General features: G+C 50.4%; 16 protein-coding genes. 8 read left to right on the plus strand and 8 right to left on the minus strand.

Translation table 11 applies throughout. The annotated features are described in order from the left end of the window. Positions 1-68: 68 nt before the first annotated feature. The 6 genes from PaeBR_RS05810 to PaeBR_RS05835 form a co-directional block, all read right to left on the minus strand. A complete protein-coding gene (locus PaeBR_RS05810) occupies positions 69-1,649 on the minus strand; it encodes an oleate hydratase (protein WP_410513926.1) in 1,581 nt (526 codons plus the stop codon). A gap of 154 nt (positions 1,650-1,803) precedes the next feature. After that, positions 1,804-2,373 carry a dihydroxyacetone kinase transcriptional activator DhaS gene (dhaS, locus tag PaeBR_RS05815; RefSeq protein ID WP_410513927.1) on the minus strand — a complete coding sequence of 190 codons (570 nt, stop codon included), beginning with the start codon at positions 2,371-2,373 and terminating at the stop codon, positions 1,804-1,806. Between the two features lie 51 nt (positions 2,374-2,424). Then, positions 2,425-2,823 carry a hypothetical protein gene (locus PaeBR_RS05820; protein WP_410513928.1) on the minus strand — a complete coding sequence of 133 codons (399 nt, stop codon included), beginning with the start codon at positions 2,821-2,823 and terminating at the stop codon, positions 2,425-2,427. A 44-nt stretch (positions 2,824-2,867) separates the two neighbouring features. Then, positions 2,868-3,383, minus strand: a complete 516-nt coding sequence (locus PaeBR_RS05825) for a hypothetical protein (protein ID WP_410513929.1) — start codon at positions 3,381-3,383, stop codon at positions 2,868-2,870. A gap of 503 nt (positions 3,384-3,886) precedes the next feature. Then, complete coding sequence (locus tag PaeBR_RS05830) at positions 3,887-4,306, minus strand: GNAT family N-acetyltransferase (protein ID WP_410513930.1); 420 nt, start codon at positions 4,304-4,306, stop codon at positions 3,887-3,889. A gap of 137 nt (positions 4,307-4,443) precedes the next feature. After that, positions 4,444-5,466, minus strand: coding sequence for an RluA family pseudouridine synthase (locus PaeBR_RS05835; RefSeq protein WP_410513931.1), 1,023 nt, complete (start codon positions 5,464-5,466; stop codon positions 4,444-4,446). A 388-nt stretch (positions 5,467-5,854) separates the two neighbouring features. On the opposite strand from PaeBR_RS05835, the gene PaeBR_RS05840 reads away from it, so the two are divergent. The 8 genes from PaeBR_RS05840 (at position 5,855) to PaeBR_RS05875 (ending at position 14,670) form a co-directional block, all read left to right on the plus strand. Then, positions 5,855-7,090, plus strand: a complete 1,236-nt coding sequence (locus PaeBR_RS05840) for a threonine synthase (RefSeq protein WP_410513932.1) — start codon at positions 5,855-5,857, stop codon at positions 7,088-7,090. 22 nt (positions 7,091-7,112) lie between these two features. Continuing rightward, entirely contained in the window at positions 7,113-7,778 is a 666-nt protein-coding gene (locus PaeBR_RS05845; RefSeq protein WP_410513933.1) for an amino acid ABC transporter permease, read from the plus strand. Further along, the gene (locus tag PaeBR_RS05850; RefSeq protein ID WP_410513934.1) at positions 7,759-8,427 is read left to right on the plus strand and encodes an amino acid ABC transporter permease; all 669 of its coding nucleotides are present in this window, start codon (positions 7,759-7,761) and stop codon (positions 8,425-8,427) included. The genes PaeBR_RS05845 and PaeBR_RS05850 overlap by 20 nt, the downstream gene beginning before the upstream one ends. Positions 8,428-8,470: 43 nt before the next feature. Then, the gene (locus PaeBR_RS05855) at positions 8,471-9,238 is read left to right on the plus strand and encodes an amino acid ABC transporter ATP-binding protein (RefSeq protein ID WP_410513935.1); all 768 of its coding nucleotides are present in this window, start codon (positions 8,471-8,473) and stop codon (positions 9,236-9,238) included. Beyond that, positions 9,235-10,131: a transporter substrate-binding domain-containing protein gene (locus PaeBR_RS05860; protein WP_410513936.1), complete on the plus strand. Its 897-nt coding sequence runs from the start codon at positions 9,235-9,237 to the stop codon at positions 10,129-10,131. Before PaeBR_RS05855 ends, PaeBR_RS05860 begins: the two co-directional genes overlap by 4 nt. A gap of 199 nt (positions 10,132-10,330) precedes the next feature. Then, positions 10,331-12,169 (plus strand): DNA helicase RecQ, encoded by a 1,839-nt coding sequence (gene recQ, locus PaeBR_RS05865; RefSeq protein ID WP_410513937.1) that lies wholly within the window; start codon positions 10,331-10,333, stop codon positions 12,167-12,169. A 15-nt stretch (positions 12,170-12,184) separates the two neighbouring features. Then, positions 12,185-14,068: a B12-binding domain-containing radical SAM protein gene (locus PaeBR_RS05870; RefSeq protein ID WP_410513938.1), complete on the plus strand. Its 1,884-nt coding sequence runs from the start codon at positions 12,185-12,187 to the stop codon at positions 14,066-14,068. 50 nt (positions 14,069-14,118) lie between these two features. Further along, positions 14,119-14,670, plus strand: a complete 552-nt coding sequence (locus tag PaeBR_RS05875; protein ID WP_410513939.1) for a nucleotidyltransferase family protein — start codon at positions 14,119-14,121, stop codon at positions 14,668-14,670. A gap of 54 nt (positions 14,671-14,724) precedes the next feature. Here the strand turns inward: PaeBR_RS05875 and PaeBR_RS05880 are convergent, their stop codons facing one another. Together PaeBR_RS05880 and PaeBR_RS05885 are read right to left on the minus strand one after the other, a co-directional pair. Next, positions 14,725-14,946 carry a hypothetical protein gene (locus PaeBR_RS05880; RefSeq protein WP_410513940.1) on the minus strand — a complete coding sequence of 74 codons (222 nt, stop codon included), beginning with the start codon at positions 14,944-14,946 and terminating at the stop codon, positions 14,725-14,727. Positions 14,947-15,019: 73 nt separating this feature from the next. Then, complete coding sequence (locus PaeBR_RS05885) at positions 15,020-15,982, minus strand: alpha/beta fold hydrolase (RefSeq protein WP_410513941.1); 963 nt, start codon at positions 15,980-15,982, stop codon at positions 15,020-15,022. Positions 15,983-16,011 lie beyond the last annotated feature (29 nt).

Genomic DNA, 16,011 nt, shown 5'->3' on the forward strand with positions numbered 1-16,011 from the left:
ACGGCGGACAAATGAACAAAGGCGAAGGGCAGAGGATTCCTCCGGCCTTTCGCCTTTTTGCCGTGATTTTATCTGAAGGAAGTGACAAAGCTGGTGAACAACGTGCGCACATCGAACTGATGCTGGTTAATCGGCTCAATCGGGCGGTTTATTCCAAGCAGCGTATATACCGCAATTCTTGCCGCTCTCACGGAGTATTCTTCGGTAAAAACAACATCGTCCGGAATTTCGCAGTACTGTCCGATGAAAGCCAGGTTGGTAGAGCCTTCCGGAACAACCTTCGGTCTGTCACTGTTCAGTCGGGGCATGAATTGGGAGGTAATATAAGGCATCATGCACGGGATACAATTGGCGGTCGCCATGATCTCGTCTTTATGTTCTTCAAAATGAAGATGCCCGATCAGCTCCTCCATGATCTCTTCCCCGGTACAATCGCACATTCTCTTCTTCACGTAATCACCAACCTTGTCCGGATACAATCCATAGCCCCAGAACACCTTGACGTGCTCAGGCTGGTTGCGGAAATGGGGCTGAAAGGCCAATACGATGGACATGAACCAGCTCGAATCCTTAAAAGTTACCAAGGCGCCTGTACCGGCCCGGTTGCGCGAGAACTTTTCCATTAGATCGAAGAATTTGGAATCCTGGAACGTGACCGTAAAAGACTCCCATTTCGAGCCGTCCACATGGTCGTCGAAGGAGGAAGGATTGCCGAGGCCCGGTTTCTTGACGGCGATGTTGTCCCATAGCTTCCATGAGCTGCCCTTGCCGTTCAAACATGGAGCAGATGTCATCGAACCTAGGCTTGATCCCTCAGTCATCGAACCGTTTGTCACGATCACGATATCTTCCTCGTGCACCTCAATTACATCTTCTGCGCCTTCCCGCAGAACGTTCATCTTCGTAACCGTTATCCCGTCACCGTCTTTGAATTCCAGGTCGGTTACCGTACATTTTAAGGTGAAGTCAACGCCGTAGGGTTCCAAATACTTCTGCAGCGGCAGAATGATTGAGTCATATTGGTTATATGGCGTTCGGGTCACCCCTTCCAGGGTTTGAATTCTCGGGAATTCATGAATGAAGCGGATCATATATCTTTTGAACTCCACCGCGCTGTGCCAAGGCTGGAAGGCGAAGGTGGTCGCCCACATATACCAGAAATTCGTCTCAAAAAAGTGCGGGCCGAACCAGTCGCTAATCCGCGCCTTGCCCATTTTGTCTTCCGGAGTAATGATCAGCTTGCCCATTGCGAGCCGGTCAGCCATATCAAAGCCCATGGACAGGACATCCACCACCTCGCCCTTGCTGTTTACGAGTCTGGCATTGGAGTGGGTTGGATTCGCATTATCGAAGGCAATAATTTCTTCCCGAACGGATTGCCCTGGATGATCGATTGAAGGAATCGAGGTTAACAACTCCCATAGATTCTCATAGGTCTCATCATTCAGCATCCGGCCGCCGCGGATAACATAACCGTTCTCGCCGTCACCCGCCCCGTCGTTGCTGCCGCCGAGTATTTTCATTTCTTCAATAATGTGAATGTTCTGTCCCGGAAAGTCACAGTCTCTGACGAGGTAAGCCGCACCCGCCAGTGACGCAATTCCGCCGCCGACAAAATAAACCTGCTTGCTGCCGTACTCTTTTATCACAATTGTCCGCCTCCAAAAGGTTACTGTAATTACACTCCTAATGTAATCCAAGGCCGCAATGGAAGGTATAATCAAAACGCCGGAAGTGTATGGTTTTTAGTCACTTGGAGCAAAGTGTCTGGTTTATAGACAAAAAAACCGCAGCACCCGAAGGTTACGACGGCTTGTTCTCGTATTTATGCAGGGCCTTTAGAAAGTTCCCCTCAATCAGACCGCTGAGCTTGGCGATGATATGCTTGGGCTTATCCTTCATGCCGTCTCTCATCCATTGGATCACGAGGCCGGTGAAGGCCAGCGTATAGAAGTTGGCAATAAACCGTTTATCCTCGCTGCTGATATTCATCCCCTGGGCCAGTTCGTTAATGACGCCCATAATCAGGTCATTCGTCACCTCGTACAGATATGCGTCCAGATGATTTCTGCCGAGTGAATTCAGTGTGTTGGTGCAGAAGGTCTTGTTGCTTTCGATATAACAGAAGATTCGGTAAAAGCCATCCGTCCACGTGCTGTAGCTCCGATACTGGGCGATGCTTTCCACGGCTTCCGTTCTGTAAATCCAGCCAAGCAATTCAAAAATATCCTGAAAGTGATAATAGAAGGTCTGTCTGTTCAGCCCGCAGTCGTCCACCAGACGTTTGACGGATATTTTATTAAGAGGGGTATGCTCCATCAGGGTTTTTAGCGAATGGGCGAGCGCATTTTTGGTCAGGAAGGAATTGGACATGTCTACAACACCTTTTAGAGAAAATAGTCAGAGGTTTGCCTAGGCAGGGAACTATTGCTTTCTGCGCTGCCGCCTGATCACTAGATAGATTCCTTCAACGACTAGCCCTGCAGTGAATCCCCCCAGCATAAACACAGTAAAGGTCAGGAAACCGGCAAGATCCTCCCAGCCCGACATATCTCTATACGTGTACATAAACATAAGTCCCAGCCCGATGATAATGCCAATGGTGGTAATGAGCCATATGAATCGTGCCCCAAGCCAGCCGAATCCGTTAAGGATAGCGGAGACCACAAAGGCAAAAAGAGCAAAACGCAGAAGTATGATGAGATCTATTGGTTGCTCCAACAAGGCGATCCGGTGCAAACCCAGCAGCATCCACAAAATCAGTCCGTAGGCGATCATCCAGAAGAACCAGCGTTTACTTTTCGCAGGAGGCATAAAGTTCATTTTTTCCACCTCATTCTTAATGTATGGTTCCGTTTTACCAATGGCTAGATCGTTTCCAGCTCTTCCGCACTTTGCATCATATGCTTCAGCAGCTCGGGAATATCCTCCATCTGGTCCTCATTAATTTGCCGTTTGAAGGCAAGCTCTATCCTATTATTGTAAACTTCCCGTTCTTGATCGTAGATAAAGCTCAAGGTCTGTATCTGCTGAATATCCGGTCCCCAAATGGCATGCAGGGTATTGTGAATATCTTCGCATTGATCCTCTTCATTCTCTATTTCCATGTAAAAACGCAGCAGCAGCGTGCAGCCGGGAGCGGCTCCGGGTATCCCCAGAATTTCGTCTCCTAGATCTTGTATAGAGGAACGCAATACCACCTCCGCTGTGACTTTGTCGCTCTCCTTCACCCGGAAGGCGAGTCTGAATTCCCGTGACATTAACGCTAAATCCAGCATATCCGCGCGGTTTGTAACAACGATAGCTTCGTCCAGGTTGTCTAAATCGTAAATCTGGTTCTCAAAAGCAATTTTTATATTCTCGAAGACAGTGGGGTGGAACACCAGGGCACCTTCTTTGTTTCTGTATATTGTATCATGACGCTAAAAGCATTGATAATGTTTCAAAGGTAAAAAAAAGAGGATGCCCTAAAGCCATGAGCTTCGGGACATCCTTTTTAATTGTGTGTACTTAGACTGGCCGCTGCCAGCCCTGGTCTGGCAAACAGCATACCTCGTCCTAAGAGCAGCACACCTCGTCCTAAGTGCCAGCACACCACGAACATGCATTTAGTTTAAGTGTACTTCGTACAACTAAAATCGCTTATTTTGCTGGAAGCGGCCTTCTAATTGTATTCTGTGCAGTTATATCCTCGTTATATGGCGCTACACCGTGTTCAGCTACTTTTTAATTGTACCAAATACAACTAAAGTCCAGCTTAAGCCGGTATTACTTCAAGCAGTTGTATAAAGTGCAACTATCTTGTGTGGCGTACTTTTTCATAGAATCTCCCTGTTTTCATTCTGGACGCATTTCTTCATAAAAAGTCTAGTTTATTAGGGAGTAGTTACTCTATGACCTTGAACATGCCAGTCATACCGGGTGCATGATTCTGAAAGCCGTATCGTTCGTAAAAGGAATCATTGCCATGAGAGGCGAACAGTCCGACGAAGGCGCCGGGATAACTATGAGTACGGATATAGTCGAGGAGCTGATCCATAATGATATTACCGATCCCCCGGCCCTGAAATTCCGGCAGTACGGCTACATCCTGGATGTAGAAATACATGACTCCGTCCCCCACGATCCGTCCCATACCGATAACCTTGCCTTCATGCCTGACAATAAGGCCATATACTGAATGAGCCAGTGACGGCTCCGTCATGCTCTTATTTATGTTACCCCAGCCCACGGCTCCCCATAGTGCGGAGTGTTCCTCCACCGTGGGAAGACGTTCGATCATCTCATAGGGTTGTATTGTTGTCATAGTTAACCACCCATCCTTTGTGAAAGTGCAGTGGTTCATCCGGGCAAGATAACCACGGTTTACTTCGGCGATTGCTGTGTATTAAGCTCCACTGTAATCTGCCCCTTTCATGAGTATGGGTGGAACGGAGGTATAGACTAGTTCGTTGGCGCAGGTGCCGTATATTTCAGAAATGTCTTGGGGATGGCACTCTCAAAGGTCATTAACTCCCCGGTAGTCGGGTGTATAAAAGAGAGCACGCGGGCATGCAGCCCGAGCCGGCCCACGGTTTTGGTCTCTGCTCCGTATTTCTTATCCCCGGCAATCGGATGTCCGATATCCGCCATATGAACACGGATCTGATTCTTGCGTCCGGTCTCCAGCTGAACCTCCAGCAGGGAGAAGTGGCGGTTGGACTGGATCAGCTTATAATGGGTTACGGCATGCAGTCCGTCCCCTTCATGAGGGCTGGAGTACATTTTGAGAGTAGCTGTTTCCTTCAGCCAGGAGCTTACGGTTCCCTCCGCCTTTTTAACCGAGCCTTCCACCAGAGCTACGTAAGAGCGTTCCTTCACCGTATCCTTCCACGTAGTTTGCAGAGACTGCTGAATACGTTCGCTTTTGGCAAACATCATAACGCCTGAGGTGTCCCGGTCCAGCCGGTGCACGACAAATATCCGGTTCTTGGGATTGCTTAGGCGGACATGCTCCATAAGCTGGCGGTAGGCCGTCAGTTCATTCTCCTCGGATGTAGCGATGGACAACAGTCCCGCTTCCTTCTGAATGACGATCAGATCCTCATCCTCATGTACAATCGTGAGGCCGATCATTTCTTTCGCCTGTACCGTCTTTTCCGTATCAAGGGTTACCGTTTGACCCGGGTGCAGCTGGAAATTATGCTGTGTCATTACCTTGCCGTTCACAGAGACCTGTCCCCGGGAGAGCATCGACTTGATGGAATTCCGTCCGCGATTTGAGATTTGCTCCAGCAAAAAGGGCAGCAGCTCTGCGGGCCCAGTTACTGGATAGGTTTTGACAGGGGCTGGTGTTTTGGCTTTATCGTTAGATGTGATATTTGGTTTATTAGGATTTCTTGTACCTTGTTTAGGTTGGGATTTGGAAGTGAAGCCGGGCTTCGAGCCTCTCTTGGATGTTTCCTTGGGATTACGTCTTGTGTTCATGCCTATCATTCTCCGTCCTCTGATATTGTACTCCTCAATATACCACGGGCTGTGAAGAAAAACCATGGAGAGCCACACTGGTGTGCCATTTCATCTTTCTATTACCTCATCCGCAAGGCATGTTCTTTTACCCCCAGACAATTATACCAGTTTCCAGTTTGGTTGCTGTCAGTATACGATCTCTCGTCGTACAGATAACAAAAATTAGAAATAATCATATAAAACATAGTTGACAAGTTGGAATAATATGAATAAAATTGGTATCGCAACATGGGAGGTATTACATAAAATTTGTTGGGTTAAAAACATACTATTCACATGTGAAAAGATATATTAAGTTAATAGGGGCAAAGACATCAAAGACATCGAAGAAAGCAGGTAGGACACTATGAGCTACAGCTATTTATCACATTTGGATTGTCCGCAATGCGGGCTTACGTATGAGCCGGATTCTGTGCAGCAGCTTTGTTCCTGCGGCTCGCCGCTTTTGGTCCGATATAAGCTTAACGAAGCACGCGAACAGTGGAGCCGGGAGTCTCTAAACAGAAGAAAGCCGGATTTATGGCGGTACCACGAGCTGCTTCCCGTGCGGAATCCGGCTTATACCGTAACGCTGGGAGAAGGGATGACACCGCTGGTTAAACTGCCCCGGCTGGGCAAGGACTATGGAATAGCGGAACTATATATGAAAGATGAGAGTCTAGTACCGAGCGGCAGCTTTAAAGCTCGAGGCGCTGCCGTAGGTATATCTAGGGCGAAAGAGCTGGGTGTGCAGAAGCTGGCTATGCCGACTAATGGCAATGCCGGAGCAGCATGGGCGCTGTATGCTGCGCGTGCTGGTATAGAAGCGACGATTGTGATGCCAAAGGACGCGCCTATAATTACGAGAAGCGAAGTGGCGCTTGCCGGAGCGAACCTCTACCTTGTCAACGGCCTGATCAGCGATGCGGGCAAAATCGTAGGACAAGCGGTTGCGGACATGGGATTATATGATGCTTCTACACTCAAAGAGCCGTACCGGATCGAGGGCAAGAAGACAATGGGGATTGAAATTGCCGAGCAGCTTGACTGGGAAATGCCGGACGTTATTTTATATCCGACCGGCGGCGGGGTAGGGCTGATTGGAATTTATAAAGCACTGCAGGAGCTTGCTGAAATTGGCTGGGTTCAGGGGAAGCTGCCGCGCCTGGTTGCAGTCCAGGCTGAAGGCTGTGCGCCAATCGTTAGAGCATGGGAAGAAAAGAAAGAGTACTCCGATTTTTGGGAGGACTCTGTCACCTCTGCCTTCGGCATTAACGTGCCGAAAGCAATCGGCGATTTTCTGGTTTTGAAGGCTGTATATGAAACGGAAGGCAAGGCGGTTGCCGTGTCAGAGGCCGAGATTGTCGCCGAGCAGGAGAAAGTTGCCCGGCTTGAGGGCTCCTTTATCTGTCCCGAAGGCGCCGCCGCTTTCGCCGCTGCCCGTAAGCTTTCACTGGAAGGCTGGATCAAGCAGGGAGAGAAAGTGATTGTCCTTAATACGGGAGCGGGTATTAAATATCCCGATACCGTCCAAGTGAATCCTCCTTTGCTGGAAATTGGAGAGCGGATTCCATCCGATACCACCAGCAGGTCCACTCATTGAAAAGGAGGGAGGAAAATAAAGCATGCAGTTTGATAAGGAGTTTATGATCAAGCACATTCCTGACTTTGTGCGGGCAGCAGGACTCACGCTGTGGATCGGTGTAATTGCCATTCTTTTATCCCTGATCGTGGCTGTTCTTTATGCCATTATTCTGTACTTCCGCGTTCCGGTGCTGGGAAAGATTGTCCGCGTGCATGTTGAAGTGGCGCGCAATACGCCATTGCTTATCCAACTGTTCTTCCTTTATTACGGATTACCTTCCGTTGGAGTCAAGCTTTCTGAAATGACGGTCGTATTTATTGCAATGATGTTTCTGGGCGGGGGTTACTTCACCGAAGTTCTTCGCTCGGGTCTGGAAGCCGTGGCGAAAAGTCAGGAAGAATCGGGACTGGCCATCGGCCTCTCGAAATGGCAGCTGTTCCGTTATATTGTAATGCCCCAGGCCATAAGGGTGTCGATTCCTTCACTGTTCACCAACGTTATCTTCCTGCTGAAAGAGACGACTGTCGTATCGGCAGTGGCAGTTCCGGAACTGCTGTATACGACGACAGGCTACATAGCGCTTTATTACAAAACTTATGAAATGCTGTTTATGATGACGGCTTGTTATCTGATTATTTTTGTACCGTTATCCTTTCTGCTCAGCTCTATCGAGAGGAGGTACCAGAATGGGACGTACCGGATTTGATCTGCTGATTCACAGCCTGCCGGAGCTTGGCAAAGGCGTCTGGAAGACGGTATTGATCTCGCTGTATACGATCATCATCAGCACGGTTGGGGGGATCGGGCTCGGCGCACTGCGCACCTCCCGTAAATGGTGGCTGCGTTTCCTTACCCGTATATATGTGGAGCTCTTTCGCAGCGTGCCGATTCTCGTATGGTTTTTCGTTTTCTTTTTCGGCCTGCCGATCTTTCTCGGCCTTAATCTTTCCCCGTTCATGTCATCAGTTATCGTACTGTCGTTGTGGGCGACTACCGAAATCGGCGAGGTCGTGCGTGGTGCGCTACAATCGCTACCCAAGGGACAGTCCGAGGCGGGTAGGTCAATCGGATTGAGCAACGGCCAGTTGTTCCTGTATGTGCTCATTCCGCAGGCGTTGAAACGGATGATTCCGCCGACAATTAATGTGTTTACGCGCATTGTTATGACGAGCTCCCTTACGGTATTGGTCGGCGTAACCGAGATGATCAAATCAGGCCAGCAGGTAATTGAACGAAACTATAAATACGGTATGGCAGCTATCATCATTTACGGATCATTGTTCGTATTCTACTTCCTGATCTGTTATCCGCTCTCGGTTTATTCCCGGAGGCTAGAGCGCAGGTGGGTGGAATAACACTACCCGGGCGGCACACGCATAGAGAAAGGAGGCGAAGTGGGTGAGCGATATTCTGTTGAGTCTTAAGAACGTAGTAAAGTCTTTTGATAAGCAAGTGATCCTGAACGGAATCGATCTGGAAGTAAGCAAAGGTGAAGTCGTTGTCATTGTCGGGCCGAGCGGCTGTGGCAAGAGCACTCTTCTGCGATGTTTAAACGGACTTGAGCCGGTGCAGGGAGGACGCATTACATTTCAAGACAAGGATCTGACAGACGGCAAAGTATCCTGGCAGCTGCTAAGGCAGAGAATCGGCATGGTCTTTCAAAGCTATCACCTGTTTCCGCACATGACGGTACTGGAGAATGTACTGCTAGGACCGATCAAAGCGCAAAAGCGCGACCGGAGTGAAGCGACTGCTGAGGCGCTGACACTGCTGGAGCGTGTAGGACTGCTGGATAAAAAGGAGGCTTATCCGCGCCAGCTCTCTGGCGGCCAGCAGCAGCGGATAGCAATTGTACGTGCTTTGTGTATGCATCCCGAATTGATGCTGTTTGACGAAGTAACGGCTGCGCTTGATCCTGAAATGGTCAAGGAAGTACTGGAGGTGATGCTGGACTTGGCGCAGCAGGGCATGACAATGCTTATCGTAACCCATGAAATGGGTTTTGCGCGTGCGGTGGCCGATCGGATCGTGTTCATGGATCAAGGGGAGATCAGAGAGATCGCCAAACCGGATGAATTCTTCCATTCGCCCAAGAGCGAGCGGGCACGACAGTTTTTGAGCAAGTTTTTTGTAGTAGAAACCGGAAAAGGGAGAGAAGAGAGATGAAAAAAACAGGGGTATGGTTGTTAACATTAATGATGGCGTTTGTGGTGCTGTCCGGATGCGGAAATAATGGGGCTAACGGTAATAGCGGTGGGAAGGATGGCAATGCTTCGCAGGGCAACAGCGCCGAGAAGGCAACGGCAGGAGGCCTTCAAGCCATCAAGGACCGTGGCAAGCTTATTGTCGGGGTATTCTCGGACAAGCCTCCGTTCGGTTTTACGAATGAAAAAGGCGATTATATCGGTTTTGATAACGATTTGGCAAAGCGTTTCGCCAAGGATCTTCTTGGAGACGAGAGCAAAATTGAATATGTGGTAGTGGAGCCAGCCAGCCGTATCCCTTACCTGCAGAGCGATAAGGTCGACTTGATCCTCGCGAACATGACGGTAACCGACGAACGGGCAAAGCAGGTCGATTTCACGAATCCAACGATGAAGGTTGCGACTCAAGTGCTCGTGTCCGACAGCAGCGGAATCCAGAGTCTTGACGGTCTGAAGGGCAAGAAAATTATTGTGACGAAGGGGACAACCGCTGATATTTTTCTGACAGAGAACCGTCCGGATGTCGAACTGGTGCGCTATGAGAAAAATACCGAGTCCCTGCAGGCGCTTAAGGATGGACGCGGCGACGGTTACGCACAGGATAATTTTATCCTGATCGGCTGGGCCAAAGACAACCCGGGCTTCCATCTAGTGGAGGAAAATCTGGAGGACGTTGCTCCGATCGCTCCGGCGGTCAAGAAAGGCAATATCGAACTACGCGATTGGGTTAACACCGAGCTGGAAACACTAGGCAAAGAGAAGTTCCTGCACCAGTTGTATGACACATACGTAAAAGACGAGTTGGGTCCAGATGCGAATCCGGACGAGATTGTTACGGAAGGCGGCAAGCTGTAACCCACGGCTTAACAGCTTAAGTAAAGAACCTCCAGTTCACCTAAGTCAAGGTGGCCAGGAGGTTTTTGTTGTTCAAAGGGGGAACGCATTTTCCCTTCGGCGGTTGCTCATTGCTCCGTTGCCCGGTAAACTAAAGATAGAAACAAGTGTATGCTTCCGAAGTATATGCTCCACAAACCTTTTAGGAGTTATGACCGTTATGAATATTCAAGCGCCTACCATAGAACAAGCGAAAGCTGAGCTGCAAAAATATTATGGCTATCCCGACTTCCGGGAAGGCCAGAAAAAGATTGTCGAGAATCTGCTGGAGGGCCGCGATACACTGGGCATTATGCCCACAGGTGGAGGAAAATCGATCTGCTATCAGGTTCCGGCGCTGTTGCTTCCGGGTCTGACGCTGGTGATTTCACCGCTGATCTCGCTGATGAAGGATCAGGTGGACGCGCTCACAACCGCGGGGATTCCTGCAGCTTTCATTAATAGCACCCTTAGCGGCAAGGAAGTGAACGAGCGGATTCGCGCCGCCCGGCGGGGCGAGCTGAAGCTGCTCTATGTCGCGCCGGAGCGGCTGGAGCTGGACTGGTTCCGCCTGGAGATGGCGGGATTGTCCATTTCCTGCGTCGCCGTGGATGAAGCGCACTGTGTGTCCCAGTGGGGACATGATTTCCGGACCAGCTATCTCTCTGTATCTCCGTTTGTGGAGCAGCTGCCGGAGCGGCCGATTTTGGCTGCTTTTACCGCAACTGCTACCCCGGAGGTTATGGAGGATATGGTCCGGCTGCTGCGTTTACGTGATCCGGGAGTATTCATGACCGGTCTCGGCCGCGACAATTTGGCGATGTCGGTGCTGCGGGGCGAGAACAAACGTGAGTTCGTTCTGGATTACACGGCAGCACATTCCCACCAGCCCGGGATTGTATATGCTGCTACCCGTAAAGAAGTGGATGATTTGTATCAGAGACTGAACGCCACCGGGATAGCAGCGGGACGTTACCATGCGGGCATGAATGACCAGGAGCGAGCGGAAAGCCAGGAGGGCTTTTTGTATGATGATATCCGCGTCATGGTAGCGACTAATGCATTTGGGATGGGGATCGACAAATCGAACGTACGTTACGTCATTCATTATAATATGCCGAAGAATATGGAGGCTTATGTTCAGGAAGCGGGACGTGCCGGAAGGGACGGAGAGCCGAGCCAATGTATGCTGCTGTTCAGCGCCCAGGATATTATGACCCAGAAATTCCTGATCGAGCAGAATCCGCAGGACCCGGAACGCAAGCATAATGAATACCGCAAGCTCCAGCAGATGATCGATTACTGCTACACCACCCGCTGTCTGCGCAGTGCGCAGCTCGATTACTTTGGGGAAGAGCATATGGACAAGCCCTGCGGCATCTGCAGCTCCTGTACAGACGAGCGTGAACTGATTGATATGACTTTAGATGCGCAAAAAATATTCTCCTGCATCCACCGCATGCGGGAGCGGTTCGGCGTAGCCCTGGTATCCTCGGTACTCAAAGGCTCGCGCAACCAGAAGGTGCTGCAGTACGGCTTCGAGACACTGCCGACTCATGGCGCTATGTCCGGACGCACCGAAAAGGAGATCACGGAGAGCATCAATGTCCTGATTTCGGAAGGATATTTAGCGCTGTCGGAGGGTCAGTATCCGGTGGTCCGGCTCCAGCTTCCGGCTGCGGAGGTGCTGCGCGGTCAGCGGCAGGTGCTGCAGCGGGTGGCCCGACCTTCACGCACCGTTGGCGGTGCCGGTACACGGGATCGCAGCCGCGGATCGCGTGATCTGTCGCCGTCAGCCGTTAATGAGACGGTGTTCGAGCAGCTGCGCCTTATCCGGCGGGAGCTGGCGGGAGCCGAGCATGTGCCTTCATATATTATCTTTAATGATGCTACTCTTCGTGAGATGAGTGTGGTTTGCCCGCAGACCGAGGCGGAAATGCTGAAGGTAAAGGGCGTTGGGGAAGTGAAATACCGCAAGTACGGCCAGGCATTCCTGGATTTTTTTCAAAATGAAATGTAAAGAAGGTCGTGAAGCATGAAAGTCATCCTGGCAACATTGAACGCCAAGTATATCCACACCTCGCTGGCGATCCGCCTCCTCAAGGCATACAGTGAGCGTGAATTCGGCGATATCCATTTGGCGGAGTACACCATCAAAGATCCCGTGATGAACATTGTTTCGGACTTGTACCAGAAACAGCCGGATGTGATCGGCTTTTCCTGTTATATATGGAATATCGAGGAGACCGTCAAGCTTATCGGTATTCTCAAAAAAGTGATGCCTGAAGTCACTATCGTTCTGGGCGGGCCGGAGGTATCCTATGAGCCCCTGTATTGGATGGAACGGGAAGCGGGTATTGATTTTGTCGTGAACGGAGACGGGGAAGAGACTTTTCACCATCTGCTGCAGGAGCTGTGGGATGACCGCAAGTTCCACTTTGTGTATGGAGCCGCCTATCGCAAGGGGGAGGAATTGATCGTCAATCCGCCCCGGCCCAAAACGGACCTTAACACGCTGCCTACACCGCATCGTTTTGCCGATGATCTGCCTGATCTCAGCAAAAGGATTGTTTATTTTGAGACCAGCCGGGGTTGTCCGTTCAACTGCCAGTTCTGCTTGTCCAGCATTGAAGTGGGCGTGCGTTATTACGATATTGAGCGAGTGAAATCCGACCTGTTGTATTTGATTGAAAATGGTGCGAAGGTGATTAAATTTCTGGACCGCACATTTAATATTAACCGCAGCTATGCGATGGAAATGTTTCAGTTTCTGATCGATAACCATCAAGGCTGCGTATTCCAGTTCGAGATAACGGCGGATATTATGCGTCCTGAGGTTCTGGACTTTCTGTCGCAAAACGCGCCTCCGGGCATCTTCAGATTCGAGATTGGCGTGCAGTCAACGAATGATGAGACGAATGAGCTGGTCAAACGCCGCCAGAACTTCACGAAGCTGTCCCGGACGGTGATGAAGATTAAGGAGAGCGGCAATATTGATCAGCATCTGGATTTGATCGCCGGACTGCCGTTGGAGGACTACAGCACCTTCCGTAAAACATTCAACGATGTATTTGCCATGGAGCCGGAGGAGCTGCAGCTCGGATTCCTCAAAATGCTCCGCGGCACCGGCCTCCGCGCCCAGGCGGCGAAGTACGATTATACGTATATGGAGCATGCGCCGTATGAAATCCTGAGCAGCCACGTGATGCCATTTTCAGATATTATCCGCTTGAAGCGGCTGGAGGATGTGCTGGAGAAATACTGGAACAGCCATCGTCTGGATCACACGGTTAAATATTTGATCCGCCATGTGTTCGGGTCGCCGTTCGATTTCTTTCAGGAGTTCGGTGATTACTGGGAGGAGCGCGGATGGCAGAAGATCGGACACCAGCTGGAGGATCTTTTTACCCGCTTGCAGTCCTTTCTGGCGGATCGCAGTACGAATTCAATGGATGTGATAACAGGGCTGATGAAGCTGGATTATTTCCTTGGACACAAGTACAAACCGCGTAAAATCTGGTGGGATTTCACCCTGGAGAAGTCCGAGTGGGCTGCTTACATGAAGGAAATCGCCAGTGATCCGGCACGTGTATCCCACAGTCTGGCGGAAGCGGGACTCAGTGAACGTGAGCTGCAGAAGCACACGGTTCTGGAAGTGCTGCCCTTCCAGCTATCCAAGGTGCTCGAATCGATCAGCGGCCTCAGGGCAGATACCGCTATTGGAACAGATATTAACCTTTCGGGTGTAGACAATGTACCGGATAGTGATGCGAATTCCGCGTTTACGGCCGCGATGGGGGATAGTGCTCCCACAGCAGTGGCCGAGATGCCATCCGCCGGGGATGGACGCACGCTGCTCATCGTGCTGTACCAGCAGGATGAGAGCCAACGCGCCCATTATTACACGCTGCCGTTGTAGTATTTTTTAAAAGTGGTGGTTGCCGTTCCTGAGATACTGCGAAAGTTCATATGGAAGGGGCTTCCGATGTGGAATACAAGGAAAGGCTGATTGATATTATTTCTAGAAGCCGCTTGCTGATGCCTGTTTTTGAAACGGCCAGACTCCTCACGCCACATCCTTATTACATTGGAGCAGGCTGTCTGGTACAAACCGTGTGGAATGAACTTACTGGACGAGAAGCGGATTATGGGATTGCGGATATAGATATCATTTATTACGATGGTGCCAATCTAAGTTATGCTGGCGAGGACGCCGTGATTACCAAAGCGAAGGCGCTATTTGACGGGATTCCTGTTCCGATTGATCTCAAGAACCAGGCCAGGGTTCATCTATGGTATCGTGACAAATTCGGGATTGATCTTCAGCCCTATGACTCCCTGGAGCATGCAATTGACACTTGGCCGACTACGGCTACTTGCCTGGGAGCAAGATTGAATACGGATGACAGCTGGCATATTTACGCGCCATTCGGACTGGGAGATTTGTTTGAGCTGGTGATTCAGGCTGATTTTCCATTTTTGGAGTATAGCATCCGAAAACGGAGAGCCCCCATAAGGTAGAACTGAATCTGGAAATAGCCGCAGCCAGCATGATTCCGCCAGGCTTAAGCACTCTTAAAGCTTCGCGCAGTGCAGCGAGCCGTTCCTTCTTTTCGGGCAGATGATAGAGGGGCCCATGAGCAGTACAAGGTCTGCGCTCTCATCGGCCCTGTCAATGTTGCGCGCGTCCGCGATGTCGATGCTATGTATGGGTGGAATATCGCTTGAGGCTTGCAGAGTTCGTGCACATTGTACGGCTGCGGGTGCAAGCTCGAACATATGAACCTCATGACCCAATTTGCAGCGAAAAAAAAAGACAGGCTTTCCGGAAATGAAAACGGAAATGGCCTGTCTTATTTTCTGTAATAAATTATTTAACTGCCGATTTCAGCAGCATAGCCTCCGAGGGGAGATGACGGACCAGCCAATCGAGCACATCGGAAGCCACTTGATCCCGATTGACCTCATGCAGCAATTCGTGGCGCCCTCCAGGATACAGATGATACTCTAGATTCTGCACACCCTGCTTACGGTAAAGCTCCACCAGATGACGCACACCTTGGCCGTCCATGCCGACAGGGTCTTTTTCTCCTGAAAGCAGATAAATGGGCTTATCCTTGCAAAGCTTGCACAGTGAATCCGGAGTATGGATATCACGAAGCAGCCGGAAGAAGTCGCGGAAAAAACGTGTGGTGCAAATGGCCCCGCAAAAGGGATCGGCAATATACTGGTCTACTTCATCCGGGTCACTGCTCAGCCAATCAAAGGCGGTTCTGACCGGTGAGAAGGAACGGTTGTAAGTGCCGAATACAACACTGTTAAGCAGCACGCTGCGATGACGCTCTCCCTGGAGCTTGTACTGGATTTCGGCCAGAGATTCACCGAGCCGCAGCATGCTGCGGGGTCCATTGGTCCCACTGAGGATATAGCCCGCATACACATCATTATCTTCCTCACACATCAGCTTTTGTGCCAGAAAGGAGCCCATGCTGTGAGAGAATAGAAAGATTGGTAAACCCTTATGCTTGGCAAGGGCGATTTCGGCCAACTGGATCAGATTTCTCCTCATCCAGTAGAAACCATCCTCTCCTGCGTCACCCAGCAAATCGACTCTTCCCGCAGTTTTTCCATGCCCCCGGTGGTCGTTGGCATAAACCGCATAACCCGCACTCGTTAATAATTCTGCAAACCGGAAATATCGGGCGGCCGTCTCACACATACCATGGGAGATTTGCAGAATGCCCCTGATCGGAGAGTCCGGCTCCGGCAGCCACTCATACACATGAATATTCACACCAATAGGGTCAGTCATGGTAAAGCAATTTTCCAGCATAGCCTCTCCTCCTCCAGATCAGGGTAGGG

The sequence above is a fragment of the Paenibacillus sp. BR2-3 genome (assembly GCF_046529485.1).
In the GTDB taxonomy this organism is placed as follows: domain Bacteria; phylum Bacillota; class Bacilli; order Paenibacillales; family Paenibacillaceae; genus Paenibacillus_AQ.